Source organism: Actinomyces oris, assembly GCF_001937445.1.
In the GTDB taxonomy this organism is placed as follows: domain Bacteria; phylum Actinomycetota; class Actinomycetes; order Actinomycetales; family Actinomycetaceae; genus Actinomyces; species Actinomyces acetigenes.
The window spans coordinates 1-25095 of sequence record NZ_MSKS01000052.1; the positions used below are offsets into that span (position 1 = coordinate 1).

General features: G+C 68.9%; 26 protein-coding genes, 1 pseudogene and 1 riboswitch. Of the genes and pseudogenes, 8 read left to right on the forward strand and 19 right to left on the reverse strand.

Annotated features, from left to right (window positions below; genetic code table 11):
• Positions 1-463: pseudogene (locus tag BKH20_RS13830) on the forward strand (transposase); the annotation flags it as partial.
• Positions 464-902: 439 nt separating this feature from the next.
• On the forward strand, positions 903-2492 hold the full coding sequence (locus BKH20_RS12505) for an MFS transporter (protein WP_081381717.1): 1590 nt from the start codon (positions 903-905) through the stop codon (positions 2490-2492).
• Between the two features lie 115 nt (positions 2493-2607).
• On the opposite strand, the gene purU is transcribed toward BKH20_RS12505, so the two are convergent.
• The 13 genes from purU to rpmB form a co-directional block, all read right to left on the reverse strand.
• Complete coding sequence (purU, locus tag BKH20_RS12510) at positions 2608-3480, reverse strand: formyltetrahydrofolate deformylase (RefSeq protein ID WP_075249785.1); 873 nt, start codon at positions 3478-3480, stop codon at positions 2608-2610.
• A gap of 4 nt (positions 3481-3484) precedes the next feature.
• On the reverse strand, positions 3485-4420 hold the full coding sequence (locus tag BKH20_RS12515; protein WP_075391338.1) for an urea transporter: 936 nt from the start codon (positions 4418-4420) through the stop codon (positions 3485-3487).
• 63 nt (positions 4421-4483) lie between these two features.
• Positions 4484-5299 (reverse strand): urease accessory protein UreD, encoded by an 816-nt coding sequence (locus BKH20_RS12520; RefSeq protein WP_081381718.1) that lies wholly within the window; start codon positions 5297-5299, stop codon positions 4484-4486.
• Positions 5296-5973: an urease accessory protein UreG gene (gene ureG, locus BKH20_RS12525; protein ID WP_178388610.1), complete on the reverse strand. Its 678-nt coding sequence runs from the start codon at positions 5971-5973 to the stop codon at positions 5296-5298. Before ureG ends, BKH20_RS12520 begins: the two co-directional genes overlap by 4 nt.
• 34 nt (positions 5974-6007) lie before the next feature.
• A complete protein-coding gene (locus BKH20_RS12530; RefSeq protein ID WP_075391340.1) occupies positions 6008-6769 on the reverse strand; it encodes an urease accessory protein UreF in 762 nt (253 codons plus the stop codon).
• On the reverse strand, positions 6750-7241 hold the full coding sequence (ureE, locus tag BKH20_RS12535; RefSeq protein ID WP_075391341.1) for an urease accessory protein UreE: 492 nt from the start codon (positions 7239-7241) through the stop codon (positions 6750-6752). Before ureE ends, BKH20_RS12530 begins: the two co-directional genes overlap by 20 nt.
• Positions 7242-7262: 21 nt before the next feature.
• Entirely contained in the window at positions 7263-8975 is a 1713-nt protein-coding gene (gene ureC / locus BKH20_RS12540; RefSeq protein ID WP_075391342.1) for an urease subunit alpha, read from the reverse strand.
• 17 nt (positions 8976-8992) lie between these two features.
• Positions 8993-9304, reverse strand: a complete 312-nt coding sequence (locus BKH20_RS12545; protein WP_075391343.1) for an urease subunit beta — start codon at positions 9302-9304, stop codon at positions 8993-8995.
• The gene (locus BKH20_RS12550) at positions 9301-9615 is read right to left on the reverse strand and encodes an urease subunit gamma (protein WP_003782040.1); all 315 of its coding nucleotides are present in this window, start codon (positions 9613-9615) and stop codon (positions 9301-9303) included. The genes BKH20_RS12545 and BKH20_RS12550 overlap by 4 nt, the downstream gene beginning before the upstream one ends.
• A gap of 286 nt (positions 9616-9901) precedes the next feature.
• Positions 9902-10024: a type B 50S ribosomal protein L36 gene (gene ykgO, locus BKH20_RS12555; RefSeq protein ID WP_003782012.1), complete on the reverse strand. Its 123-nt coding sequence runs from the start codon at positions 10022-10024 to the stop codon at positions 9902-9904.
• A 123-nt stretch (positions 10025-10147) separates the two neighbouring features.
• Positions 10148-10453 carry a 30S ribosomal protein S14 gene (gene rpsN / locus BKH20_RS12560; protein ID WP_075372158.1) on the reverse strand — a complete coding sequence of 102 codons (306 nt, stop codon included), beginning with the start codon at positions 10451-10453 and terminating at the stop codon, positions 10148-10150.
• Positions 10453-10626: a 50S ribosomal protein L33 gene (gene rpmG, locus BKH20_RS12565; RefSeq protein ID WP_003789591.1), complete on the reverse strand. Its 174-nt coding sequence runs from the start codon at positions 10624-10626 to the stop codon at positions 10453-10455. The genes rpsN and rpmG overlap by 1 nt, the downstream gene beginning before the upstream one ends.
• On the reverse strand, positions 10623-10862 hold the full coding sequence (rpmB, locus tag BKH20_RS12570) for a 50S ribosomal protein L28 (RefSeq protein ID WP_075391367.1): 240 nt from the start codon (positions 10860-10862) through the stop codon (positions 10623-10625). Before rpmB ends, rpmG begins: the two co-directional genes overlap by 4 nt.
• A gap of 55 nt (positions 10863-10917) precedes the next feature.
• Here rpmB and BKH20_RS12575 point away from each other — a divergent pair, with 55 nt between their 5' ends.
• The 4 genes from BKH20_RS12575 (at position 10918) to BKH20_RS12590 (ending at position 16356) form a co-directional block, all read left to right on the forward strand.
• Positions 10918-12123 (forward strand): GTP-binding protein, encoded by a 1206-nt coding sequence (locus BKH20_RS12575; protein ID WP_075391368.1) that lies wholly within the window; start codon positions 10918-10920, stop codon positions 12121-12123.
• 93 nt (positions 12124-12216) lie between these two features.
• Positions 12217-12302, forward strand: a riboswitch (ZMP/ZTP riboswitch).
• Between the two features lie 65 nt (positions 12303-12367).
• Positions 12368-13678: a serine hydroxymethyltransferase gene (glyA, locus tag BKH20_RS12580; protein WP_075391344.1), complete on the forward strand. Its 1311-nt coding sequence runs from the start codon at positions 12368-12370 to the stop codon at positions 13676-13678.
• A complete protein-coding gene (locus tag BKH20_RS12585) occupies positions 13675-14571 on the forward strand; it encodes a bifunctional methylenetetrahydrofolate dehydrogenase/methenyltetrahydrofolate cyclohydrolase (protein ID WP_075391345.1) in 897 nt (298 codons plus the stop codon). The genes glyA and BKH20_RS12585 overlap by 4 nt, the downstream gene beginning before the upstream one ends.
• Before the next feature lie 42 nt (positions 14572-14613).
• Positions 14614-16356, forward strand: coding sequence for a glycoside hydrolase family 32 protein (locus tag BKH20_RS12590; protein WP_075391346.1), 1743 nt, complete (start codon positions 14614-14616; stop codon positions 16354-16356).
• 106 nt (positions 16357-16462) lie between these two features.
• On the opposite strand, the gene BKH20_RS12595 is transcribed toward BKH20_RS12590, so the two are convergent.
• Complete coding sequence (locus tag BKH20_RS12595) at positions 16463-18373, reverse strand: glycoside hydrolase family 68 protein (RefSeq protein ID WP_075391347.1); 1911 nt, start codon at positions 18371-18373, stop codon at positions 16463-16465.
• Between the two features lie 333 nt (positions 18374-18706).
• Between BKH20_RS12595 and BKH20_RS12600 the strand changes: the two genes are divergently transcribed.
• Positions 18707-19900 (forward strand): choice-of-anchor L domain-containing protein, encoded by a 1194-nt coding sequence (locus BKH20_RS12600; RefSeq protein ID WP_075391348.1) that lies wholly within the window; start codon positions 18707-18709, stop codon positions 19898-19900.
• A gap of 94 nt (positions 19901-19994) precedes the next feature.
• Here BKH20_RS12600 and BKH20_RS12605 read toward each other — a convergent pair whose 3' ends face one another.
• On the reverse strand, positions 19995-20219 hold the full coding sequence (locus BKH20_RS12605; protein ID WP_075391349.1) for a hypothetical protein: 225 nt from the start codon (positions 20217-20219) through the stop codon (positions 19995-19997).
• A gap of 13 nt (positions 20220-20232) precedes the next feature.
• Entirely contained in the window at positions 20233-20538 is a 306-nt protein-coding gene (locus BKH20_RS12610; protein ID WP_075391350.1) for an acylphosphatase, read from the reverse strand.
• A 46-nt stretch (positions 20539-20584) separates the two neighbouring features.
• Between BKH20_RS12610 and BKH20_RS12615 the strand changes: the two genes are divergently transcribed.
• Complete coding sequence (locus BKH20_RS12615; RefSeq protein WP_075391351.1) at positions 20585-21418, forward strand: exodeoxyribonuclease III; 834 nt, start codon at positions 20585-20587, stop codon at positions 21416-21418.
• Between the two features lie 295 nt (positions 21419-21713).
• On the opposite strand, the gene BKH20_RS12620 is transcribed toward BKH20_RS12615, so the two are convergent.
• Genes BKH20_RS12620 through BKH20_RS12630 form a run of 3 tightly spaced genes read right to left on the reverse strand, consistent with a single transcriptional unit; the run spans position 21714 to position 25002 of the window.
• Positions 21714-23153 (reverse strand): ABC transporter permease, encoded by a 1440-nt coding sequence (locus BKH20_RS12620; protein ID WP_075391352.1) that lies wholly within the window; start codon positions 23151-23153, stop codon positions 21714-21716.
• The gene (locus BKH20_RS12625; RefSeq protein ID WP_075391353.1) at positions 23150-23938 is read right to left on the reverse strand and encodes an ABC transporter ATP-binding protein; all 789 of its coding nucleotides are present in this window, start codon (positions 23936-23938) and stop codon (positions 23150-23152) included. Before BKH20_RS12625 ends, BKH20_RS12620 begins: the two co-directional genes overlap by 4 nt.
• Complete coding sequence (locus tag BKH20_RS12630; protein ID WP_075391354.1) at positions 23935-25002, reverse strand: biotin/lipoyl-binding protein; 1068 nt, start codon at positions 25000-25002, stop codon at positions 23935-23937. The genes BKH20_RS12625 and BKH20_RS12630 overlap by 4 nt, the downstream gene beginning before the upstream one ends.
• Positions 25003-25095: the final 93 nt, after the last annotated feature.

Consider the following 25095-nt stretch of genomic DNA (forward strand, 5'->3'; position numbering starts at 1 on the left):
TGCTCACCGATGCTCAGGCCGAGCGTCTCGAGGCTCTGTTCGCTGATGATCGCCACGCTGCGGTCCAGGCCGCCTGGGGCGTCTACCAGCGCCTCATCCAGGCCTACCGCACCGAGGACCCGGGCCTGGGAAAGTACCTGATGCAACGGCTCATCGACTCCCTGAAGCAGGCCATCCCCAACGGGCCCGAGGAGATCCAGGCACTGGCCAGAACCCTGACCGAAAGAGCCTCCGACACCCCTGGCCTACTTCGACCAGCCCCGTACCTCCAACGGCCCCACGCCAGGCGATCAACGGGCGCCTGGAGCACCTACGCGGCATCGCCCTGGGCCTGCGCAACCTGGCCAGCTACACCATCCGCAGCCTCATCCACACCGGACGCCTCAAAGACCACCTGACAACAACCACCTCAACCAGCCGACAAGCCCCACCCACCACACCCCCAAACACGAAGAGCCCGTAGACCTCGGCGAGCAGCTCCTGGGGCAGGTTATGCCTCACGTACGGCAGAGTCAGGTGCATGCCCAGGAACAGCCCCAGCGCCCTCGTCCCGAACACCGGCGGAGGGCCTGCGCTGTAGATCGTCTCGCGCAGGCTCACAACCTCATACCGAGGGATTCTCGTGATACTATTTGTTATGGCGGCTTACTTCTTGGTTGGATTGGCTTAAGCGCCAAAGATCTCTCAAGAGCGAGCCGCCACCCTGCTTAGCGACACACACCTCTTTTAGACGCCCTGAACACCCCTACGAATAAGCCTCATGATTTGCATGCTGCTGACGTGCGGGTGATTCCAGCGGGCAGCTTGCCGACGACTGTCTCTGGAAAGGTTGTCCGGACAGGTTTGGAGGACCTAATCAGTCGGTTAGACGTTGGAAAGAACGACGAGTGAGTTGATGGGATATGGGAGCTGCGGCAGAGTCCGGTAGTCGCGAAATAGCAGAATTAAGGGATAGTCGCGTTCTGGCGCTTGTGCTCGTCTGCACGGTGAGCTTCATGAACGTCCTGGATATCACGGTGGTGTCGGTGGCACTGGGTGATATCGGGCAGAGTCTTGGCGCGTCGCAGAGTGAGTTGCAGTGGGTAGTGGACGCCTACACGCTGCCGTTGGGGGCGTTGCTGATGTCAGCGGCGACGTTGAGCGGAAGTCTGGGGAGACTGCGATTGTTCCGATGGGGGCTGGTCCTGTTCACGGTGGGGTCAGCCGTGTGCGCATTGGCCCCTTCGATGCTCGTACTCAACGCTTTCCGGGCTCTTCAGGCGGTCGGTGGGGCGATCTTCCTGGGCGTCGGCGTGCCGATGATCTCTGACCGCTACGCCGCCGGACGCGAGCGGGCACGAGCTACCGGGATCTACGGGCTCATCTCAGGGGTGGCTATCGCAGTGGGGCCACTGGCAGGCGGAGGCCTGGTCCTAGTCGCCGGGTGGCGCTCCATCTTTTGGATCAACGTGCCTGTGGGGGTGGTGTCCTGGCTGGCGTCGTGGTACGTGAAGGATCACGGCGCGGATCGCAGAGGTTCAGACGTGGACTGGCCCGGAACGTTGCTGGCAGTCCTTGCCACCGGGGGTGTGACGGTCGTCCTGCTGGAGGGGTCGGCCTGGGGGTGGACTAGTGCGCGCACGCTTGGTGGCGTTGCCGTCGGACTGGCCGCGATGGGGCTGTTCATGGCCGTCGAGCGGCGCTCGGACTCACCTATGGTTCCGGGGCGCCTGCTGACTGACCGGCTCTATGTGGTGAGTATCCTGACCGGCTTTGCCGTCCAGGCTGGTCTGGTGGGGCAGATGCCCTGGCTGTCGCTGTACGCGCAGAATATCTACCTGTTTTCACCCCTGCAGGCCGGACTCTGCTTCCTCCCGTTCAGTCTCTGTGCCATCGCGGGGGCGTGGCTGTTTCGTGGCGGTAATGGGCGCTGGGCGCCGTCGGCCAGGCTGCTGGGAATCCTTGTCGTCGGGTGCGCGGCGCTGATGTCATGGGTACTGTTGTACGGCTCATCGACCTGGGTGGTGCTCCTGCCGGGCCTGATCCTGGCGGGCATCGCGGTTGGCGCTGCCGGGACCGTGGTCAACGAGCTGGCGGTCGCCTCCTTCGAGGGTGATGAGGCAGGTGCGGCCTCTGGGCTGTCCGCTGCGATGAGGCAGATCGGCGTGGTGCTCGGCGTGGCTGTCTCCGGCGTGGGGTTCGGTAGTGCGAGCGAGCACGTGGTGCGTCATCAGTGGCCGGTGGGTGCGCAGGAACTTGTCAGCAGCGTGCGCTCAGGACAGGGACTGCGTACGACGGCTAGTGCCCCCGGTGCTGGGCGCAGCCTTCTTGCCGACGTCGTGCACCGTGCCACCGACTGGGGAATGGTGACCAGTTTCGCGATCGGGCTGTTCATCATGCTAATGGTGCTGGTGACCGGTGTCCTGTGGCTACGACGAGGAGGCGTCAACATGCCGACCCCGGGGAAGAAAAATCCCCCGGCCCGAGAAACACCACACACCCCACACCGCTGAGCGCGACATTCTCAGAATCTGCACCAGATCCGCCTGCATGACCCCGACTCTTGCCGCCCGAGTCGTCCACGTCGCTGTCCGGCTCCATCCGGACGGCGACGGGTCGGTAGCGCGCTCAGGCGAAGACGACGGTGCGGTGCCCGTTGAGCAGCACCCGGTGCTCGGTGTGCCAGCGCACCGCCTGCGCCAGCACCCGGCGCTCGACGTCCTGCCCCTTGGCCTGCAGCACGGACACCGAGTCCTCATGGCCTGCCCGCGTCACGTCCTGCTCAATGATCGGCCCCTCATCGAGGTCCGCCGTCACGTAGTGCGCCGTCGCCCCAATGAGCTTCACCCCGCGCTCGTGCGCTTGGGCGTAAGGACGCGCCCCCTTGAAGGACGGCAGGAACGAGTGGTGAATGTTGATGACGCCCCCGTGCAGTCGCTCGCACAGGGCGGGGGAGAGGATCTGCATGTAGCGGGCCAGCACCACCAGCTCGACATTAAGAGAGTCCACCAGTCCCAGCAGCTCGGCCTCAGCGGCCTCCTTGGTCTCCTTGGTGACCGGGATGTGGTGGAAGGGCACCCCGTAGAACTCGGCAACGTCCCGCAGCGTCTCGTGGTTGCCCACCACACCGACGACGTCGACCGGCAGTCCCTGGCTGCGGGCCCTGAAGAGGAGGTCGGTCAGGCAGTGCCCCTCCTTGGAGACCATGATGAGGGTGCGCATCGCGCGCCCCACCTCATCGAGGCTCCACTCCATCTCGTACTCGCCGGCCAGCTCGGCCAGGTCCTTCTCCAGCTCCACGCGCGGCACGGTGGTGAGCACCTGGACCCGCATGAAGAACAGTCCGGTGGAGGAGTCCCCGAACTGTTTGGACTCGGTGATGTTCCCGCCGCGGCGCGCCAGCGTGCCGGTGACCGCGTGGACGATCCCCGGGCGGTCGGGGCAGGACAGGGACAGGACCAGGTGGGCGGCGGAGTCGGGTTGCGCCGTGGAATGAGCCATGGCCTCAGCCTAGTCGGCGCTCGCGCCACTTGACGACGGCGAGCACCAGCCAGGTGGTCACGATGAAGGGCCAGGTGTAGGTCGGCACCGGGATCGCCGTGAAAACCCGGTCCACGACGACGGTCAGCACCGACCCCACCACCGCCAGCACCCAGGCCTGCCTCCCGGGAGGCAGAAGGACCACGCCGATCGCGATCGCCGTCAGGCACGGCGAGTATCCGCCCAGACCATGCGCCGCCTGACCGGCGGGAACGAGCGCCAGCGTCGCTGCCGTCCCGACGACGCTGCCCAGCAGCGCCGCCGCCCCGACTCTCCACCCGGCGATGAACAGCCCGGCCAGGATCAGCACTCCGCCCACCCAGGAATCGACGAGCACCACCTGGGACTCCCCAGTCAGCACCGCCTCCGGGACCAGCCACGCCGTCGCCCCACTGACCGGCGCCGGATCCGGCACCATCGGCGCATCGATCGCCCTGAGCAGAGCCGTCAGCAGGCCGGAGACGATGCAGAAAGGAGCCGTGAGCGCCGGGAGCCCGACCGGGGTGAGTGCGCGCTCCAGCGCGCGGTGGACCGCGGGGCACGCCGCCGCCCCGACCACGGTGACCAGCGTCGCCGGCCAGAAAACCCCCACAGCGGCCCAGGCCGCCGCTCCCACCAGCGCCCCGTTGTAGCCCTGGAGTCCGTCACGGACACGCAGATCCAGCATCCTGGCCGCCACTGTCGACACCGTCGTCCCGAGGACCACCTGCAAGGCCATGAGCGGTGAGTAGACGGCGACGCCGGCCACGATGAGCAAACCGGTGAGAGCCCGGGGCTGGAGGAAGATCTGCCCCACCCCGCGCCCCAGCGCGCCCACGCCGGATGAGACGATCGACGGGACGGCCGAGGTACCCGGTCCGTCAGCCGGGCGGTGGGACTGGTGAATAGATGACTCAGGCATGAGGGGCTCCGATCGATAGAGGCATCGCGGGAGGTGCCCGCCGACCAGGCGAGCGGGCTGTTGCTAGTACTTGCGCAGGTTGAGCCTCGGCGCGCCGAACCACCGGCCGCGCAGAAGCTCGCTGATGTCGAGCATGAGAGCGGTCAGACGGGTCGTGTCATCGCCCAGCGCCCGGACGATGAAGCCGGGTCCCTGCACCCGCGTCACTGCCCCGCGCACGTCGTCGACCTCCAACATCTGGGCCACCTCATTGACCAGGGCGGCATCGACCCGGGCGTCGAGCGCCGTGAAGGAGGCCAGGTGGCTGTGCCCCTCCAGGCCTCCCAGACCCGCCAGCCCGGCCTCACCGGGGACCAGGCGCAGGTTGTCGACGACGGCGTACCGGCCGCCGACACGGACGTCAGTGCGCATCCGCACGCAGTCGTAGCCGAAGGCCGAACCGTCCGGGGCCCATCCGGGGGTGAGGACCTCCAGGGACATGAAGGTCGCCGTCGGGTCCATCTCAACCAGGGTGGTCTGCCGGTAGGAGGACTCCCGGTAGGCGATGACCTGGTCGGGAACGAGCTCCAGCACGGCCCGGGGCCCCAGGCTCACCCGGGTGTCCTGGCGGACCGGACAGGTGGGGGTGCGGTAGATCTTCGTGGCCGCCTGGGTCGTCAGCACCGCCGAGGCCCCCTGGAGGACCTCGACCTCGGTGAGATAGGAGTCGCCGTCCAGGTACCCGCCTCCGGGATTGACCACGTAGTAGGTCACCTGCCCGGTCTCATCGAGGTACAGCGGGCGGAAAACCCTCAGTGCTCCCCGGTGGTACTGGTCGACGGCGATACTCCGGTCTCCGCCCCGGGCGATCCGCAGGTGCAGGTCGCCGGTGGTGCTCACGGCTCCAGGTCCGTCATGAGCACGTCGTGGTGGATCCATTCGATGACCTGTTCCAGGCCCTCATCGGTCTTGAGGTTGGTGAAGCAGAAGGGCTTGTCACCTCGGAACACCTTGGAGTCGGCCTCCATGACCGCCAGGTCGGCGCCGACGTGAGGGGCCAGGTCCGTCTTGTTGATGACGAACAGGTCGGACTTGATCATCCCCTGACCGGCCTTGCGGGGAATCTTCTCGCCCTGGGCGACGTCAATGACGTAGATGGAGAAGTCGACCAGCTCGGGGGAGAAGGTGGCCGAGAGGTTGTCGCCTCCCGACTCCACGAACACCACCTCCAGGTCGGGGTGGCGCTCCACCAGCTCGGCGATCGCCGCCTCGTTCATGGAGGTGTCCTCACGGATGGCCGTGTGCGGGCAGCCCCCGGTCTCCAGCCCGACGATGCGGTCCACCGGCAGGACCCCCTGAGCGGCGAGGATCTTGGCGTCCTCGATCGTGTAGATGTCATTGGTGACGGCGGCCATGGAGACCTCCCGGCTCATGGCCCGGGTGATGCGCTCGATGAGCTGGGTCTTGCCCGCCCCCACCGGACCACCCACTCCGATACGGACCGGGCCGGGGTGGGAGCGGTGCGCCGGCTGCCCGGGCGCATCCGCGTGCTCCTGGCTGGTTGCTGCTGACATGAGAATCTCCTCAATAGCTTTTCAGGAAGGTCTTTCAGGACATGAACATGCGGGCGCGCTGGCGCTCGTGCCGCATCTGGCTGATCTCGATCCCGGGTGCGGCGGCCCCCAGATCCGTCTCGTCGAGGCCCCCGATCCGCCTGACCGCGGCGCGGACGTCGTCGCGCACCGAGGCGATGGCGCGCTGACCGGCGTCCTGCCCCAGGGGGATGGCTCGTACGGCGTTCTGCGTCAGTGAGATGACGCTGGACTGGAGGTAGGCCGTCGTGACCGCCGCCGGCGGCGCCGCCAGCGCGTAGCCGGCGATCGCCAGCACGATGGCGGGGTGGGTGCGGCAGCCCCCGGTGTCCTCGGTGTCTCCGGTGTCCATGAGCGCCGCGTATCGGCTCAGCAGCCCATCGCTGTCGGTGCCCTCCAGGGCCAGGCGGGCGATGGTGAGCAGCCGCCGCCCCATCGTCACTCCGGCCCGGCGCACCTGGATCGGCACCGCCTGAGCCACGAGGAGCGCATCGAGGTGCGCGATCGCCTCCCAGTCGTTGGCCGCCACCGCCTCGAAGGCCAGCCGCAGCCCCAGCCCCTCGGAGAAGGTCAGCTGGGTGGACACGAGCGCGCGCAGCCAGGACACGAAGGAGGCCTCACCGTCCACGACGCCCTCGCAGATGTAGGTCTCCAGCCCGAAGGAGTGGGAGAAGGCGCCCGTGGGCAGCGCGGAGTCGCACAGCTGGGCCAGCGGCAGCTGCCAGCCGGCGGGCTCGCCCCACTGCGGGGCGGGGGCGTCAGTGAGTGTGTTCGGCATGACGGAAGGGGACGGGCATGGACCGCTCCATCCGCGCGTGACGCACGCCCAGGTGCTCCAGGTAGTGCTCGGCGGTGTGGTCGTACTGGATGACCATGACGCCGTTATGCCCCTCAAGGCCCGGGAAGGACTCGTCCGGGCCGAAGAACTGGGCGGGCAGGTGCCGGTTGCCCAGGTTGTGGGCGACGACCCCCATCTCGCGCACCGTGGCGGGCGCGATGACCAGGACGTCGGTGGGCTCCAGGCGCACGACGACGATCCCGCGCTCGTTGCGAAGCAGGATGTCTCCCTCGCGCAGGTCCGGTGCGCCCGGCGCGAGCCGGATACCGAGCTCGGTGCCGTGGTCGGAGCGCACTCGTTGGATGCGTTTCGTGAGGTCGGCCAGGGGGAGGACCACGCTCTCAACGTGCACGTCCTCCAGGTCCTTGCCGGGCAGGTCGTGGATATTGCCTGAGATGGACTCGATGATCATGAAGGCTCCAGGGTTGAGGGTTCAGAAGAGGAAGTAGCGCTGGGCCATGGCCAGGACCTGGGCGGGCTCGCAGGTGACCTTCTCGCCGTCGACGGTGACCTCGTAGGTCTCGGGGTCGACGGTGAGCGCCGGAGTGGCGTCGTTGAAGGCCATGTCCGCCTTCGTCAGCCGCCTGACCCCGCGGGCCGGGCAGATCTTCTTGCGCAGCCCCAGCCTCTGGGGCACTTCCGCGTCGATGGCCGCCCGGGACATGAAAGTGATCGAGTTCGACGCCGGCGCCGTCCCGTAGCCGCCGAACATGGTGCGCATGAGCGTGGGCTCGGGGGTGGGGATCGAGGCGTTGGCGTCACCCATGACTGCCGAGGCGATCTGGCCGCCCTTGAGGATCAGGGACGGCTTGACCCCGAAGAAGGCGGGGTCCCACAGCACCAGGTCGGCCCACTTGCCCACCTCCACGCTGCCCACGACCTCGGCGATCCCGTTGGTGCGGGCCGGGTTGATCGTGTACTTCGACACGTAGCGCTTGATGCGCAGGTTGTCGCCGCCCTGCGGGTCCCCGGCGAGCCTGCCGCGCGCCTTCTTCATCTGGTCGGCCACCTGCCAGGTGCGGATGACGACTTCGCCGACGCGCCCCATGGCCTGGGAGTCCGACGACGTCATCGAGAACACGCCCAGGTCGTGCAGCACGTCCTCGGCCGCGATCGTCTCCGGACGGATGCGCGAGTCGGCGAAGGCGACGTCCTCTGGGATGGCGGGGTTGAGGTGGTGGCACACCATGAGCATGTCGAGATGCTCCTCAGCGGTGTTGCGCGTGAAGGGCAGCGTCGGGTTGGTCGAGGACGGCAGGATGTTGGGGTCCTGCGCCAGGGTGATGATGTCGGGGGCGTGGCCGCCGCCGGCGCCCTCGGTGTGGAAGGTGTGGATGACTCTCCCGCCGATCGCGCGGCGGGTGTCCTCAACGAAGCCGCACTCGTTGAGCGTGTCGGTGTGGATGGCGACCTGCACGTCGAACTCGTCGGCGACCTTGAGGGCCTCGTCGATGACGGCGTGCGTGGCTCCCCAGTCCTCATGGATCTTGAAGCCGACCGCGCCGGCGCGCAGCTGCTCGGCCAGAGGCTCCCGGGCCGAGGCGTGGCCCTTGCCCAGCAGGCCGATGTTCATGGGGAAGGATTCGACGGCCTGGAGCATGCGGGCCAGGTTCCACGCCCCGGGGGTGATCGTGGTGGCGTTGGTGCCGTCGGCGGGTCCTGTCCCTCCTCCGATCATGGTGGTCACTCCCGAGGCCAGGGCGGTGGCGACCTGAGTGGGGGAGATGAAGTGAATGTGGGAGTCGATGCCTCCGGCCGTCAGGATGCGGTGCTCGCCGGCGATCACCTCCGTGGAGGCGCCGATGACGATGTCGACGTCGTCCATGATGTCCGGGTTGCCCGCGGCACCGATAGCGCTGATGACGCCGTCGCGGATGGCGACGTCGGCCTTGTAGATACCGGTGTAGTCGATGATGATCGCGTTGGTGATGACGGTGTCGGGGATGCCCTCGTCCCGCGTGCGCTGACCGTTGTGGCCCATTCCGTCACGGATGACCTTGCCGCCTCCGAAGACCGCCTCGTCACCACGGTGGGTCAGGTCCCGCTCGATCTGGGCGAACAGGTCGGTGTCGGCCAGGCGGACGGCGTCCCCGGTGGTGGGGCCGTACAAGGCGGCATGCTCCCGACGGCTGAGTTCCTTGCTCATGATGTGCTCCTGTGCTCTCAGCCCTCGACCGGGCCGTTCGTCTCGCCTGCCAGTCCGAAGACTCGTCGTGCTCCCGCCAGCGCCACCAGGTGGACTGGTCGGGAGTCGCCCGGCTCGAAGCGAACCGCGGTTCCGGCCGGAATGTCGAGGCGGAAACCGCGAGCGGCCCGCCGGTCGAAGGACAGTGCGGAGTTGACCTCGGCGAAGTGGAAGTGCGAGCCGACCTGAATGGGACGGTCCCCGGTGTTGAGGACGTCGAGACTGAGGGTGGGGCGGCCCTCGTTGATGGTGATGGTGTCGTTCACGAGTCGGTACTCTCCGGGGATCATGGCAGCCTCCTGCGAATCGGGTCGTGAACGGAGACGAGCTTGGTCCCGTCGGGGAAGGTCGCCTCCACCTGGACCGCGCGGATCATCTCGGGGACTCCCTCCATGACGTCGTCGTAGGTCAGCAGGGTGGTCCCGTAGGCCATGAGATCCGTGACCGTGCGCCCTTCGCGGGCCCCCTCGAGGATCTCAGCGGTGATGTAGGCGACTGCCTCGGGGTGATTGAGCCGGATACCCCTGTCCTTGCGTCTTCGTGCCAGGTCTGCGGCGACGACGATGAGTAGCTTCTCCTGCTCACGAGGAGTGAGGTGCATCAGGACTCTCCCAGAGACGGTTCTAAGCGGGCGCATAGGCGCGAGCTTGTCCGCACATGACGGACGCATATAGGCAATGCCTGACATGTTGCAGAAACATTTCCGACTGTTGAGCGGCAAGATTCAGGGTGCTCCTGCGCCCATTGGTTTTCCGCGTCATGGCGGGGCGAGGCTGATTGTGGCTGACGTGCCATCAATCGTCGGCGACTGGCATCGATACTGAGGAAAAGAAGGGCCGGGATGTGTGCTGAGACGCATCCCGGCCCTGCGTGGGTGGTTGTGAGTGTCAGCCCTGACGGGCCTTGAGGCGGGGGTTCTTCTTGTTGATGACGTAGGTGTGGCCGCGGCGTCGGACCACCTTGGATCCCGGCTGCTTGGCCAGGGACCGGATCGAGGCACGAACCTTCATGCCGTCTCCTTTCCTTCTTCGTATCCAGTGAGGGCGGTGAGAGATCGAGGTGAGGGAGCGGTTGCGACTGCGGCGCGCCGTGGGCCCCAGCGGGGGCGGGCCCGCTGGCCCCGTCCCGCACGTCTACCAGGAGGACTTGACGATGCCCGGCAGCTCGCCGCGCAGCGCCATCTCGCGGAAGCGCACCCGGGAGGTCCCGGTGACGCGCAGGTGCCCGCGCGGGCGGCCGTCCACCACGTCGCGCCGACGCAGACGAGTGGGGGAGGCGTCGCGAGGCAGCGCGTGCAGCGCCGCCATCGCCTCATCGCGCTCGGCCTGGCTCAGGTGGGGGCTGACCGAGGCCCGCTTGAGCTCGGCGCGGCGTTCGGCGTAGCGCTCCACCACCTGCTGGCGCCGCAGCTCGGCGGCGATCTTGGACTTCTTGGCCATCAGCGTGACTCCTTGTACTCCACGTGCCGGCGCACCACCGGATCGAACTTGCGCAGCACCAGCCGGTCAGGGGTGTTGCGGCGGTTCTTGCGGGTCACGTAGGTGTGGCCCGTCCCCGCGGTGGAGACCATCTTGATGATCGGCCGCAGGTCCTTCCCCTTGGCTCCGCTCATGACAGCTTCTCCCCCCGGGCGAGCATCTGCGCCACGACGACGTCGATGCCCAGCTTGTCGATCGTGCGGATGCCCTTGGCGGACACCGTCAGGCGCACGGTGCGCCCCAGGGACGGCACCCAGTAGCGCTTGCGCTGCAGGTTGGGGTTCCAGCGCCGGGGTGTGCGCTTGTGGGAGTGGGAGACGGACCGGCCGAAGACAGGCCGGGCCCCCGTGACTTGGCAGTAGGTGGTCATGACGAGCATGATATAAGAATGATTCTCAGTTTCGTCAACTCTGTTGGAGGACCTCGTGACCGATCCCTCGGATGACTTTGCCGGCAACGTCGCTGACATTCCCGGCGCCCCGGCCGACGGCCGGCACACCCTGGCCGTCATCGGTGCCGTCGACCCTGCCCTGCTGGACCTGGTCGACCTCGCCCTGGCCTGCCAGGACGCCGTCGTCATCCGCGCCGGGCTCCACTTCGGCGGCGACGAGGAGTCCGGGAGCAGCGACACCGACGACGACCTGGTCCGGCTCGTCAGCCACAGCTCGGCCGAGGGCTTCGACGACGAACCGGTCAGGCTCGACGTCCCCATGCCCTTCACCTGCCCCACCTGCTCCCTGCGGGAGGTTCTGGCCGCCGTCACCCAGGACCGCGCCGCCCAGGAGCCGGGCGGCACCACCGTCATCCTCCTGCCGGCGGCCATCGAGCTCGCCCACCTCCTGCCCGGCCTGGCCGAGGAGCTCGCCGGCACCGGCGTGAGACTGGCCGGAGCCGCCCACGTCCTGGACGCCACGACCGCCCTGGACGAGCTCCTCGAGCACCGCCTGCTGAGCGCCTTCCCCGGCGACTGTCGCTGCACGGGCGCCGTCCACCTGACCAACCTCGGCTACGCCGACGTCGTCCTGGCCCTGGGAGGCGACGAGGACCCCGCCGGGGCCGACCTCATCGAGCACCTGCGCCCCCACGACGCCCTCCTGCTCCCGGGGCTCGACGCACCCCTCCTGGAGACCCTCACCACCCTCACCCACGACGCCGCCGCCTCCTTAAGTCGCATCCACCCCGCCACCACCAGCGCCTGGGGCGGCCCCGACGAGCACGGCGTGTGGACCCTCGACCTCAGCGCCACCCTGCCCTTCCACCCCGAGCGCCTGCGCACCCTCGTCGTCGAGCTCGCCGGCCAGGGCCTGTGCGCTCGCGGCTGCTTCTGGCTGCCCAGCCGCCCCGGCCGGGTCTGCACCTGGGAGGTCGCCGGAGGCGCCGTGAGCGTCGGCGACGCAGGCACCTGGGCGGAGGTCCCGGCCGCCCCCTCCGATGCCGACGACGACGCGGCCGGCGAGCCCCGCTGCCACCTCGTGGTCACCGGCGTCGGAGACGAGGAGATGCGCGAGCAGGTGCGCCGCGCCTTCGCCCGGATCCTCCTGCGCCCCGAGGAGATGGCCCAGGCCCTGGCCTGGATCGGTGCCGACGACGGCCTGGGCGACTGGTTCGGGCAGGCCGACCAGGAGGGCTGAGCGCCCACGGCCGCGGCGCGAGCCCCGCCCCAAGGCGGCGCAGGGCGGCACTGGGCGGTAGGGGCGGCGCGGCTGCGCCCCGACGCGATAGGGTGTCCCCGTCGCGACTGGCGCCGGGTGGATCACCACCGGGGAGCGGCACGAACACGACTCCGGGGTCGCCCGCCTGGGCCACGGATCGCCCACCAGTGCGCGCACAGCCGCCTGCCACGGCGCAGCGTGCGCCCCACACCTGAGGAGAGACATGACCGCGCAAGCCGTCACCCCGTCCCTGAACCAGCCGCTGGCCGAGCTCGACCCGGACATCGCCGAGGTCCTCACCGGTGAGCTCGCCCGCCAGCGCGAGACCCTGGAGATGATCGCCTCGGAGAACTTCGTTCCCCGGGCCGTCCTGGAGTGTCAGGGCTCGGTCCTGACCAACAAGTACGCGGAAGGCTACCCGGGGCGCCGCTACTACGGCGGCTGCGAGGTCGTCGACGTCGCCGAGTCCCTGGCCATCGAGCGCGCCAAGGCCGTCTTCGACGCCGAGTGGGCCAACGTCCAGCCCCACTCCGGGGCCCAGGCCAACGCCGCCGTCCTCCACGCCCTGGCCACCCCCGGCGACACCCTCCTGGGCCTGTCCCTGGCCCACGGCGGCCACCTCACCCACGGCATGAAGATCAACTTCTCCGGCAAGAACTACAACGCCACCGCCTACGGCGTGGACGAGACCACCATGCGCATCGAGATGGACCAGGTGCGCGAGGCCGCCCTGCGCGAGCGCCCCACGGTCATCATCGCCGGCTGGTCGGCCTACCCCCGCCACCTCGACTTCGCCGCCTTCCGCTCCATCGCCGACGAGGTCGGCGCCGCCCTGTGGGTGGACATGGCCCACTTCGCCGGGCTCGTCGCCGCCGGCCTGCACCCCAACCCCGTCCCGCACGCCGACGTCGTGTCCACCACCGTCCACAAGACTCTGGGCGGCCCCCGCTCCGGCATGCTCCTGTCCAGCCGCGCCGAGCAGTGGGGCAAGAAGCTCAACTCCGCCGTCTTCCCCGGCCAGCAGGGCGGCCCCCTCATGCACGTCATCGCCGCCAAGGCCGTGGCCATGAAGATCGCCGGCACCGAGGAGTTCCGCGAGCGCCAGGAGCGCACCGTGCGCGGCGCCGCCATCATCGCCGAGCGCCTGGGGGCCGACGACGTGAAGGCAGCAGGTGTCAGCCTGGTCACCGGGGGCACCGATGTCCACCTGGTGTTGGTGGACCTGCGTGACTCCTCCCTGGACGGCCAGCAGGCCGAGGACCTCCTGCACACCGCCGGCATCACGGTCAACCGCAACGCCGTCCCCTTCGATCCGCGTCCTCCGCGCGTCACCTCCGGCCTGCGCATCGGCACCCCCGCCCTGGCCACCCGCGGCTTCGGTGACGCCGAGTTCACCGAGGTCGCCGACATCATCGCCGCCACCCTTGTCCACGGCGCCGCCGGCACCGCCGACGACGAGACCCTGGCGACCTTGCGCGGCCGCGTGCGCGCCCTGACCGACGCCTTCCCCCTCTACCCGGGGCTGGACCAGTGAGGGCACCCTGGAGCGGGGCGGCCCGGGTCCTGGACGGCAAGGCCACGGCCGCCGCCCTCAAGGCCGAGCTCAAGGAACGCGTCGCGGCGCTGCGCGAGCGCGGTGTCACCCCCGGCCTGGGCACGGTCCTGGTGGGGGAGGACCCCGGCAGCGTCAAGTACGTCGCCGGCAAGCACGCCGACTGCGCCGAGGTCGGCATCCTCTCCATCCGTGAGGACCTGCCGGCCAGCGCCACTCAGGCGGAGGTGGCCGCCGCCGTCGACCGCCTCAACGCGGATGACGCCTGCACCGGCTACATCGTCCAGCTCCCGCTGCCGGCGGGCGTGGACACCAACGCGATCCTGGAGCGCGTCGACCCGGACAAGGACGCCGACGGCCTGCACCCCACCAACCTGGGGCGCCTGGTGCTGCGGGCCTCGGGGCCCATCGACTCGCCCCTGCCCTGCACGCCGCGCGGCTGCATCGAGCTCATGGAGCGTCACGGCATCGATCTGGCCGGCCGCAACGTGTGCGTCGTCGGGCGCGGGGTCACGGTGGGCCGCTCCATCGGCCTGCTCCTGGGCCGCAAGGACGTCAACGCCACCGTGGACATCTGCCACACCGGCACCACGGACCTGGCCGAGCATGTGCGCCGGGCCGACGTCGTCATCTCGGCGGCCGGCAGCTCCGGCATCATCACCCCGGAGATGGTCGCCCCCGGCGCCGTCGTCCTGGACGTGGGTGTCTCGCGCATCGTGGACCCTGTCACCGGCAAGGGCCGCATCGCCGGTGACGTCGCCGACGGCGTCGACGAGGTGGCCTCCTGGCTCTCGCCCAACCCCGGCGGCGTGGGGCCCATGACCCGCGCCCTGCTGCTGGCCAACGTGGTCGAGACCGCGGAGCGCTCGCTCTGAGAGGCGCCGCCCTCGCCTGACCGGCCGTTTAACCTTGAGGCCATGACGGACGAGTCCCACGGCGCCCACCCCTCCCATCCTGACCACCCCACCCATCCGGCTGAGTCGGCAGGCTCCACGAGTTCCTCGGGACCTGAGCCGACTCAGCCGGGGGCGTGTCCTCCGGCCCCTGGGGACACGACGCCGTCGTCGTCCTCGCCGGACGCGACCGGTTCCCAGGATTCGCAGCCGCACAGGACCGGCCTGCGGCGTCGGACCCTCATCCTCGGTGCGGCCGGCGCCGGCGCCCTCATCGTGGGCGGAGCCGTCCTGGTGCGCTGCACCACGGGGCGCCGGAGCGCGCCGACGCCCACGGCCACCGACTCGGCGGCCTCGGCCGCCTACCGCCCCACCTACCACTACAGCCCCGCCACGGGGAATCTCGCCGACCCCAACGGCCTGGTCCTCTACGAGGGCGAGTACCACCTCTTCCACCAGCAGGACGGCACCTGGGGCCACGCGATCAGCCCGGACATGGTGCATTGGAAGCGACAGGGGACGGCCCTGAAGCACGACGCGCAGGGCCTGGCCATGTCCGGCAGCTGCGTCGTCGACGGAGCCAACACCTCCGGCCTGGTCACCGGCGGCGGCATGGTCGCCGTCTACACCTCCACCGAGGGCGGAGAGGCCCAGTCCCTGGCCTACTCCACCGACCGGGGGAGGAGCTGGCAGCGCTTCTCCGGCAACCCCGTCATCCCCAACGACGGGCGCAAGGACTTCCGCGACCCCAAGGTCTTCTGGCACGAGGACTCCAAGGCCTGGATCATGATCGTCTCCGCCGGGGACCACGTCTCCCTGTTCCGCTCCACCGATCTCAAGGCCTGGAGCCACGCCAGCGACTTCGGCCAGGGCATCGGCTCGCACGCCGCCGTGTGGGAGTGCCCCGACCTCTTCCCCCTGACCGACTCCAGCGACGGGCGCACCCGCTGGGTCATGACCCTCTCGGTGGGCGCCAACGAGGAGACGGCCGGCTCCACCGCCCAGTACTTCATCGGCGACTTCGACGGCTCCGTCTTCTTCCCCGAGGACCGCGACACCCGCTTCACCGACGTCGGCCAGGACTTCTACGCCGCCCAGAGCTTCGAGCACGTCGAGGGCCGCCGCGTGTGGATGGCCTGGCTGGGCAACTGGAGCTACCCCTACTCCCTGCCCACCGGGGACTGGCGCGGCGAGATGAGCATCCCGCGCGAGCTGTCCCTGACCACCATCGGCGGCAAGCGCACCCTCGTGCAGACACCCGTCCCCGAGCTCGACGCCCTGCGCGGGCGGGCCACCGACCTCTCCGGCCTCAAGGCCACCGACACGGTGACGGCTCTGGGTGCGGGCCGCACGGTCGAGATCGACCTGACCCTGGACGTCTCCCAGGCCTCCGAGGCCTGGCTGGGACTGGCCCGCGGCACGGTCGACGGCAAGACCCAGGAGGTGCGCGTCGGCGTCGACATCTCGACCGGCACCCTCTACCTGGACCGCACCGACGGCGGGCTCACGCAGGTCGACGGCAAGGACGAGGGAACCACCACCGACTTCGCCCTGCGCCGCCAGACGCAGTACCACCCCACCGGCTCCACGGTGCGTCTGCACCTCTACCTGGACCGCTCCAGCCTCGAGGTCTTCGTCGACGACGGCGCCACGGTCGGCAGCCTCCTGGTCTTCACCGCCCCCTCCTGCCAGGAGATCGTCCTGGGCGCCAAGGGCACGGCCACCATCACGTCGGGCAGCCTCACCCCACTGGCCGCAGCCCTGTAGGCGCGCTGCAGGACGCTCGACGACGGATGATGACGGCGGGGCCGTCGGAACAGGTGTTCCGACGGCCCCGCCTCCTGCTCAAGCAGTGATGCCCTGAGAGCGGCGCCTACTTCAGCCGCTGCGGGCGGGTGTCGCCGCCGTTGGAGCGGGCCCGGTCGGAGGGGATGTCCGCGAAGCCCCCCAAGCCGTTGGTGCCGTAGGTGCGGTCCACCGAGGTGGTGTCCCCGGAGATGGTGAGCTTCACCGTCGGGGCCAGCGAGCCTCCGCGCACCGGGTTGCCGTCCTTGTTGCCGCCGATGGAGTCGATGAAGGACTCCACCAGGCCGCCGGGCATGACGTAGTGCGAGTAGGACTGGAAGGTGTACGGGCTCTGGTTGAAGTCCGGTGAGTAGGGCTTACCCGGGTTGAAGTTGAGGTTGATGGGGTTGCCCAGCGCGATACCCGTGTTCTGGTTGAGCGGCTTGTAGTCGCTTCGCAGCCCGTCGCCCACGAAACCGTAGACGCCCTCGGGGCCCTGGAGCCCGTCGGCATAGGTCTCTCGGTGCGAGATCGTGAACAGGTAGTACTTGCCGTCCTGGAAGTAGATCTGTGGCCGCTCGGTCTGGTCGTTGACGCAGTTGCCGCTCAGCAGCGGAGGCAGGTACTCCCACTGGGTCATCGCCTTGTTCTTGGCCCGGGCCAGACCCACGTTGGCCAGCTGGTAGCGGCCGCCGCGCTGGTTGACCGCCTCGACCGTCTCCGCCTTGGGGTCGCCCTGCTCGTAGCCGAGGTCCTCCGCGGTGCAGGTGGCCAGAGTGGTGTTCTGCCCGGCCTTGGCCGCGGCGTCGACGTACTGCTGCTCACGGACGAAGGCCGAGTTGCCCTCGAAGACCATGTACTCGGTGGGGTCCGAGGGGTTGTTCTGGTCACGGAAGGTGAAGGGGTCGCGGAAGTTCACGCCCGGGTTCTGCTCGCGGGTCTGGTAGTACTTGCCGTCCGGGACGAGCAGCTGGTGCTGGGTGCGGAAACCGGTGAGCCACACGCCGTTCTCGTCGGCGTAGATGCGTCCCTCGGACTGCACGATTCGCGGGTCGTAGGGCTTGGAGGCCGTGTTGTTGCCTTCCTGAACGTAGCCGTTGTCGCCACTGCCGCCGGTGGTGGTGTTGTAGAAGGCCACCGAGGTGTAGAACATGCGGATCTTGTTGCCCTCCATGAGGCGGGCCGAACCGGACCACTCGGTCTGGGCCGTGAAGCTCTGGTCCTCGAAGATCGAGCCGGAGGCGCCGTCGGGGAAGACGTGCCCACCGTAGATCCAGCCGCCGTTGGAGCTGCTGGCGCCGTCGGCCGAGGAGGTCTGCGTGCCGGCCTTGCGGTAGAAGAAGCCCAGGCGCGCGTGGGTGTGACGGTCATCGAAGGTGTAGCCGGCGTGCCGGTCGGCCACCAGGGAGAAGGCGATCTCCCAGCCGTTGTAGGAGATCTGGTGGGCGGCCTCATCGGTCAGCGTCCAGGTGTCCCACACCCACACGTCATCGCTCGTGGCCGGGAAGCCGTTGGAGATTTCCGGCATCGTGAGCTGCTCGGGCATCGAGTTGGTGCCCGACGGCGCATTGGGGTTGGAGACCCTCTGGATCTGCATGGCGTCAGCACGGGTCCACTTGGCGGTGTAGTTCTCCTCGACCCCGTGCGCCGCACCGGTGTGCTTGGTGGCGTTGGCCCAGCCGGGGTTGTCGGCCTTGAAGCCCTTCGCGTCTTGGGCGGCGGCCCCACCAGCGGCCTGCTGGTCGCTCTGACCCGCCTGGCCCTGTTCAGTCGGGCTCTGGCTCGCCTGCGCCTGACCGGCAGGGGACTGGTCGTTCTTCTGGGCCACTCCCGCCTCGGGCGAGGCCTCGGCGGTGGCGGTAGCGGTAGGGGAGGCGCTGGGGGAGGGCGCCTCATCGGCGAGCGCAGTGGTGCCGGACCCGGCCACCAGGAGTCCAAGCGTCAGCGCCGCGGCCAGTCGTCTGCGACGGGCGCGGAACGAAATGTGTGTCACGGTCATTGTCCGTACTGTCCTTACTCATGAGGGATGAGGGTGTCAGTGCGCCGTGAGCCGATGTTCGTGATCTCCCAGACCCAACCTTAGAAGAACCTGGAGGTGGAGGGACAGGCCTTTGGACCGCTCTGTCAATATCAGGACACTGCCACCAAAGACGTAGGCCCAGCATTCCCAGGGTTTCTTGAGGTTCTCGGAACTTTGGTGACATAAACCACAGGCCAAAGTGTTATCGTCCGGTTAGTCTTGAACGCGTTCTCCGTGAGCTGTCTGGTCTCCCAGCCTGTCGGTTCAGGTGGTCGTCCGCTGCCGGGCGGCCCCGTGTCTAACGGAGATCCTGTGAATACTCTTCCCATCCGTCTGCGACGGTTATCCGCATCAACAATCGCTTTCCTGGCTGCGCTCGCCCTGAGTGCGGCCAGCCCGGCGGTGGCCGCTACAGCGCCGAATACGGCGGGGCAGTCCACCACCTCCCTGCGTAACACCTCCACGGTGAGCGCCCAGTCCCTGGCTCAGATGATCGCCGGTCCGAAGGCGACAGTCTCCAACGCATCCGTCTCCGGCAAGGACGTCCAGATCGGCACCGTCAAGGACCTGCCCGGTGACGGCAACGCCATCACCGAGGGCGTCGCCCTGTCCACCGGCTCCCTCATCGACCCCGATCCCACCGCCGACTCCGATACCGACATCACCCGCTCCGCGGTCCTGGGACCCAACGACGCCCTGGACACCACCGGTGACTTCGGCGTCGTCGAGGACCCGGCGGGACTGGCCAAGGTGGCCGGCACCGATGTCTATGACGAGGCCGTCCTGGAGTTCGACGTCACCGCCACCAGCTCCAACATCGTCCTCTACTACAGCCTCGGCTCCGAGGAGTACGCCGGCGCCACCGAGGGCACCCCGGCCTCCTGGCAGTCGCGCGGATACAAGGACCCGCTGAGCATCCAGGTCAACGGCACCGAGTGCGCCCACGTCCCCGGCACCCAGACGGCCGTGAGCGCCGCCTCGATCAACGAGTCCTCGAACGCCGCCTACTACACGGCCAACGTCTCAGGCCACACGCCGGGGCAGATCCCCGTGGAGTTCAACGGCTACACCTCCGCCCTGCCCTGCCAGGCCTCCGTCACGCCGGGGCAGAAGGTTCACGTGCGCGTGGCCATCGCCGACGCCCAGGACGGTCAGCTCGACTCCACGGTTCTCCTGCGCACCCAGGGACTGGGCTTCACCGACAAGCCGATCACCGACCCCTGCAACGCCAAGGCCGGCACCTGTGACATCCCCGGCAAGGGCTCCAACGGGAACGGTTCGAACAACGGCAAGGACTCCACCCCTCCGCCCGGTCAGGGCAAGCCGGGCGTGACCGACTACAGCGCCGCCTCACCCACCGCGAGCCCCAAGAAGGCGGTGGCCGGTCTGCCCCTGACCGGAACCCAGGCGCTCGTCCTGGGAGGCATCGCCCTGCTGCTCCTGGCCGGCGGCGGTGTGGCGCTCATGCTGCGTCGTCGTCGCCTGACCGGCTCTGAGGCCGGCTGACAGAGGCTGCGGCCAGCAGACGGCTGACGGGGTGGATGAGGCTCTCCTCATCCACCCCGTCTGTCTGTGTCTGCGGCTCACCGCTGTTGGGCACTCAGTCCTCCTCCGACCGGGAGGCGCGACGTGCCGCCAGCTCCTTGGCCAGCATCGCGCAGCCCAGGATGCACAGCGGCATGGAGGCCAGCCACAACAGGGTGCTGATGCGGGACAACGGCGAGGTCTGAGCCAGGACGGGCAGGACGGCGGCGATGACGATGACCGCCGTCCACACACCGACTCGCCGTGCACTGCGCGGTTTGCGGACGTCGTCGGGACTCATGGCCCCGATCCTCTCACCCGGTGATCTCGAACCTGCGCTCATCCAGGCAGCCGGCACGCAGGTCGGTCACGGTGAGCCGGCGCACCGAGGCCCACCTGGGGCCGTGCCGCAGCCACGCGATCAGCCGGCCCACGGCCTCCGGCTCACCCTGGGCCACGACCTCGACGTCGCCGTCGGGCAGGTTACGGACCCGCCCCACCACCCCCAGCTCCTGGGCGGTGTAGGCGCAGTGGTAGCGGAAGCCCACCCCCTGGACCGTGCCCTGGACCAGGACGTGAACGGTTCTCACAGTGCTGGCACTCAAACCGGCGTCGCTCATGGTTCTATCGTCTCAGGCTCAGGGCCGAGCACGTAGGCTTGCCGCCATGCGTATCGCCACCGTCAACGTCAACGGCATCCGGGCCGCCGCCCGCAAGGGCATGGGGGAGTGGCTCACCGCCTCAGCCCCCGACATCCTCCTGCTCCAGGAGGTCCGGGCCGACGAGCAGATCGCCGTCGACCTCCTGCCCGGCTACGAGACCGCCATCTGGCCCTGCCGCATCAAGGGGCGTGCGGGTGTGGGCGTCGCCGTGCGCGACGGCGGCCCCGCCACCCTCGGCGAGCTGCGTTACGGCGTGGCCGCTGCCGGCACCGAGGAACCCGACGTCGACTCCGGCCGCTGGCTCGAGGCCGACCTGAGCCTCACCGGCTTCGACGGCATCGAGCGGCTCACCGTCATCTCCGCCTACCTGCACTCGGGCCAGCTGGGCACCGAGAAGATGGACCAGAAGTACGCCCACCTCGAGCTCGTCGACAACCGCATGGCCGAGCTCCTGGCCGCCGCCCGCGACGGCGGCCCCCAGGTCGTCATGGCCGGGGACCTCAACGTGGTGCGCTCCGAGCGCGACATCAAGAACTGGAAGCCCAACCACAACAAGATCGCCGGCGTCATGGACGAGGAGATCGCCCATCTGGAGGGTTGGTTCGCCTCCGGCTGGGTGGACGCCTCGCGCCACCTCGTGGGGGACGAGGAGCAGGGGCCCTACACGTGGTGGTCCCAGCGCGGCAAGGCCTTCGACAACAACGCCGGCTGGCGGATCGACTACCAGGTCCTCACCCCCGCCCTGGCCGAACGGGCCCACAGCGTCACTGTGGACCGGGCGCCGGACTACGCCTCGCGCTGGTCCGACCACGCCCCGCTCGTCGTTGAGTACCGCTGAGAACCTGCCTCGGCCGAGAGGGGCCGATACGACGCTGGCCGGGGGCTCGTACGCCGGTTCGGCTCAGGCTCGCTGCCCGCCGGCCCGCCCGCCCTCATCGGGGACTTACCTATCGACCGGGGACTGCGCTGTCCTACACATGACTGGGGTGCCACCATCACCGTTTGGGGGAGAAGTACGTTCTGGTCGGACAACGCAGTTCTCGATCCGTTCTACTGACAGCTGTGCGCGCCAGCCGCTGCCGGTGGGGCGGGCGAGGACTCTCGCGTGCGGTCTGCCCGACCCCGACGGCCTCTCAGTAGCGGATCGCGTCGATCGGCCGGATGCGAGTGGCCACGATCGCCGGGATGATGCCCGCCAGCGCGCCCACGGCGGTGGCCGCGACGAGGCCGATGACGGCCGCCACCATGGGGAAGGGCGGGGTCGTGGTCACCGGGATGCCCAGGAAGGTGCCCAGTGGCGTGACACGCATTCCCACGATCGCGATCCCGATGCCGACGACGCCGGCGACCACGGTGGCCACCACCGACTCCAGCATGATGGAGAAGAAGATGCGCCGGCTCGTCGCCCCGAAGGAGCGCCGCACCCCGATCTCGTGGATGCGTTGACGCACGGTCACCAGTGAGATGTTGACCAGGCTCAGGGCCCCTAGCAGCATGACGAACACGCCGGCGGCCGTGACCACCTGGGTGAAGGTGTTCGCGCTGGAGGTGAAGCCACCGCCCTGGAGGTTGTCCTCGGCCTGGGTCGAGCCCTGACCGAAGCGCGCGTCCAGGTCCTTCTTGGCCAGGCTGGCGACCTCCTTCGCGCCGTCCTGACCGGCCCAGATCTCCAGGGTGGGGGCGGGACGGGCGGCGTCCTTGGGCAGCCAGCGCTCATAGGGCGTGTTGAGAGCGAAGGCGGTCACGGGCTGGGTACACGGCAGGTCCTTGTCCCGCTCGGGGTCGCCGGTGCAGCCGATGAGGGAGAGGTCCTCCGCCTCCAGCACGCCGACGATCGTGAAAGAGGTCTGCACCGGGGAGAAGGAGGTGACGGTGATCGGCTCGGTGAGCTGCTGGATCCCCATGGCGTCGAGGAAGCCCTGGGTGACGACCATGCTCGGGGAGAGGTCGTCCTCGTCCTGCGCGGTGAACCAGCGCCCCTGGGAGATGGTCTTGTGGTGCAGGAGCCCGTAGCCCAGGCTCACAGTCTGGGTGGGCACGCTCCGAGCGCCGTCGGGGAAGGAGAATCGGACGTTGGAGGTGTAGGTCGTCGCCCAGGACTTGACGTCGTAGCGCTCGACGAAGCTGTTCATCGCCCCTGAGATCTTCGCCGCGGTCGCAGCGCTGGTCGTGGAGCCTCCGCCCGCGCCACCGGCACCGCCTACACCACCGGCACCACCTGCGCCATTCGCACCACTTGCGCCGTTCGCACCTCCTGCGCCGCCCGCACCGTCGCCGCCGCTTGAGTCTCCGCTGGTGCTCGACTCGGGTGCGTCGTCGGCCTGGAGGGCCTGGTCCAGGCCCTTGCCGGTGGGGCTGACGTTGATCGTCACCGTGCCCGGGCGGCCGGTGTACTTCTCGCTGACCTTGTTGATGGCATCGACGGAGACCTGCCCCAGGGCGATGACGAAGGTCATGGCCGCCACCGCCGCCGCCACGCCCACCAGGGACAGCAGGACCCTCAGCTTGCCGATGCGCAGCTGGGCCCAGGCCTCGACGATGGCGCCGAAGAATCCGGTGAGAATGCCGTTCATGAGGCTCCTTCGTGGCTGGTGGGCGCAGACGGGTAGGGGGATGTTGGAGGGGCGACGACCTCACCGAACTCCTCCAGGCTGCCGACCTTGCGACGCGTGACGGAGATCGGGGTGAGGGTGCCGTGGTCGAGCCGGTACTGGGTGTGGGCGCGGCCGGCCACAGCCAGGTCGTGCGTGATGATGATGAGGGCGGCGCCGTTGTCGGCGCACTGGCGCTCCAGGAGCGTCATGACCGAGTTGCCGGTGTCGACGTCGAGGGCGCCGGTGGGCTCGTCGGCCAGGATGACGCTGGGGCGCCGGGACAGCGCCCTGGCGATGGCCACCCGCTGCTGCTCGCCTCCCGACAGGCGTGAGATGGGCGAGCCCACCTTGTCTCCCAGGCCCACGGCCTCCAGCAGCTCCGCGGCCCGCGCGCTGCGGGTCCAGAAGGCTCTGCCGGTGTCGTACAGGAGCGGGGCGGCCACGTTCTCGGTGGTGGTCAGCCCCGGGATGAGGTTGAAGGATTGGAAGACGAAGCCGAAGGTCTGCCCCCGCAGGTGGGCGCGGCGGCTCTCCCCGAGCCGGGAGGTGTCGGTGTCGGAGAGCGTGTAGCGGCCCGACGTCGGCTTGTCGATGAGGCCCAGGATGTTGAGCAGGGTGGACTTACCCGTTCCCGAGCGTCCCACGATGGCCACGTGCTCACCGGGGGAGACGCTCAGGTTGACTCCCGTGAGGATCTGCAGGGGCTCGGAGTCGGGAACGGTGAAGGTGCGGGTGATCTCCCGCAGCTCCAGCAGCCCGCTCACAGGATCTCCTTGCCTTCGGAGTCGTAGCAGGCGGAGTTGTCCGGCTCACAGGTGTCCGGCGTCCCGGTGCGGCGCGTGTCCTTGTTGGGGACGAACTGCAGGACCTGCTGGTCGGCCTTGAGGCCGGCGGTGATCTGGATGTTCGTACCGTCCGTGATCCCCAGCTTCACAGCGGTCTTGACCGCCTTGGAGGTGTCCCCGGACTCGGGTACCAGCCACACGAAGCCCGAGCCGACCTTGCCCTCCACGGCGGTGACCGGAACCATCAGGGCGTCTGAGGCGCTGCCGGCGTCAACGCTGATGGTCACCGGCATGCCGGCGAAGACCTTCTGGTCGCCGGGAACCGCGCAGCGCATCTCCACGCTGGTACCGTCGCCGGAGGTGGTCGTCGTCGAGCCGTCCCCGCCGGTGGTCGTGGAGGTGGAGGCCTTGGTGCCGACCTTGAGGTTGTTGCACTGGAAGGGCGCCGGGCCCCCTTCCAGGGTCAGGGTCGCGGCAGTGGGGGCGTTGGTGAGCCGGTACTGCTGCGCGGCGCTGACGGTGCCGGTGGCCGAGTAGGTCGAGGGGGTGATGGTGGCCACGACGACGCCGACGCCGGTCTCCTGCTGCTTGATGACCTTGGGGTTCACGGTGCCGCTGACGGGGGCGTAGATCGTGGACCAGGTCACCTTGTCCTCGGTCGGGGTCTGGGTGACGTTGCCACTCTCATCGGTCTTGGTCACCGGAGGCTGGGACTCGGAGTGCTTGATGTGGAGCAGCGGGTCGCCGGCACTGACCTGGCTGTCCTTCTCCACGACGACGGAGTCCACCACGCCGGCCAGGTCGGCCTGGACCTCGACCGTGGCGTCCTGGACGATATGCCCCTTGACCTCAACCTTGTTGGCGATGCTGCCCTTGGTCACGGTGGCGGTCTTGACATCAGCGGCGTAACCGGGAGAGATGTCAGCGGTGGTGCCGTCGCTCTGCGAGGGGAAGAAGGCGATCTTCACCAGGGCGACGGCGACGACCACCGCGATGAGGGTCTTGAGGGCGGGCCAGACGAAGCGCTTCACGGCGTCCTCCATGGAAGGCAACGGAATCAGCACCGGGAAGAAAGACCGGGATCCTGATTAATACACACAGAGACTATGGCAGGGGTAGTTGCCTGACCTCATCCT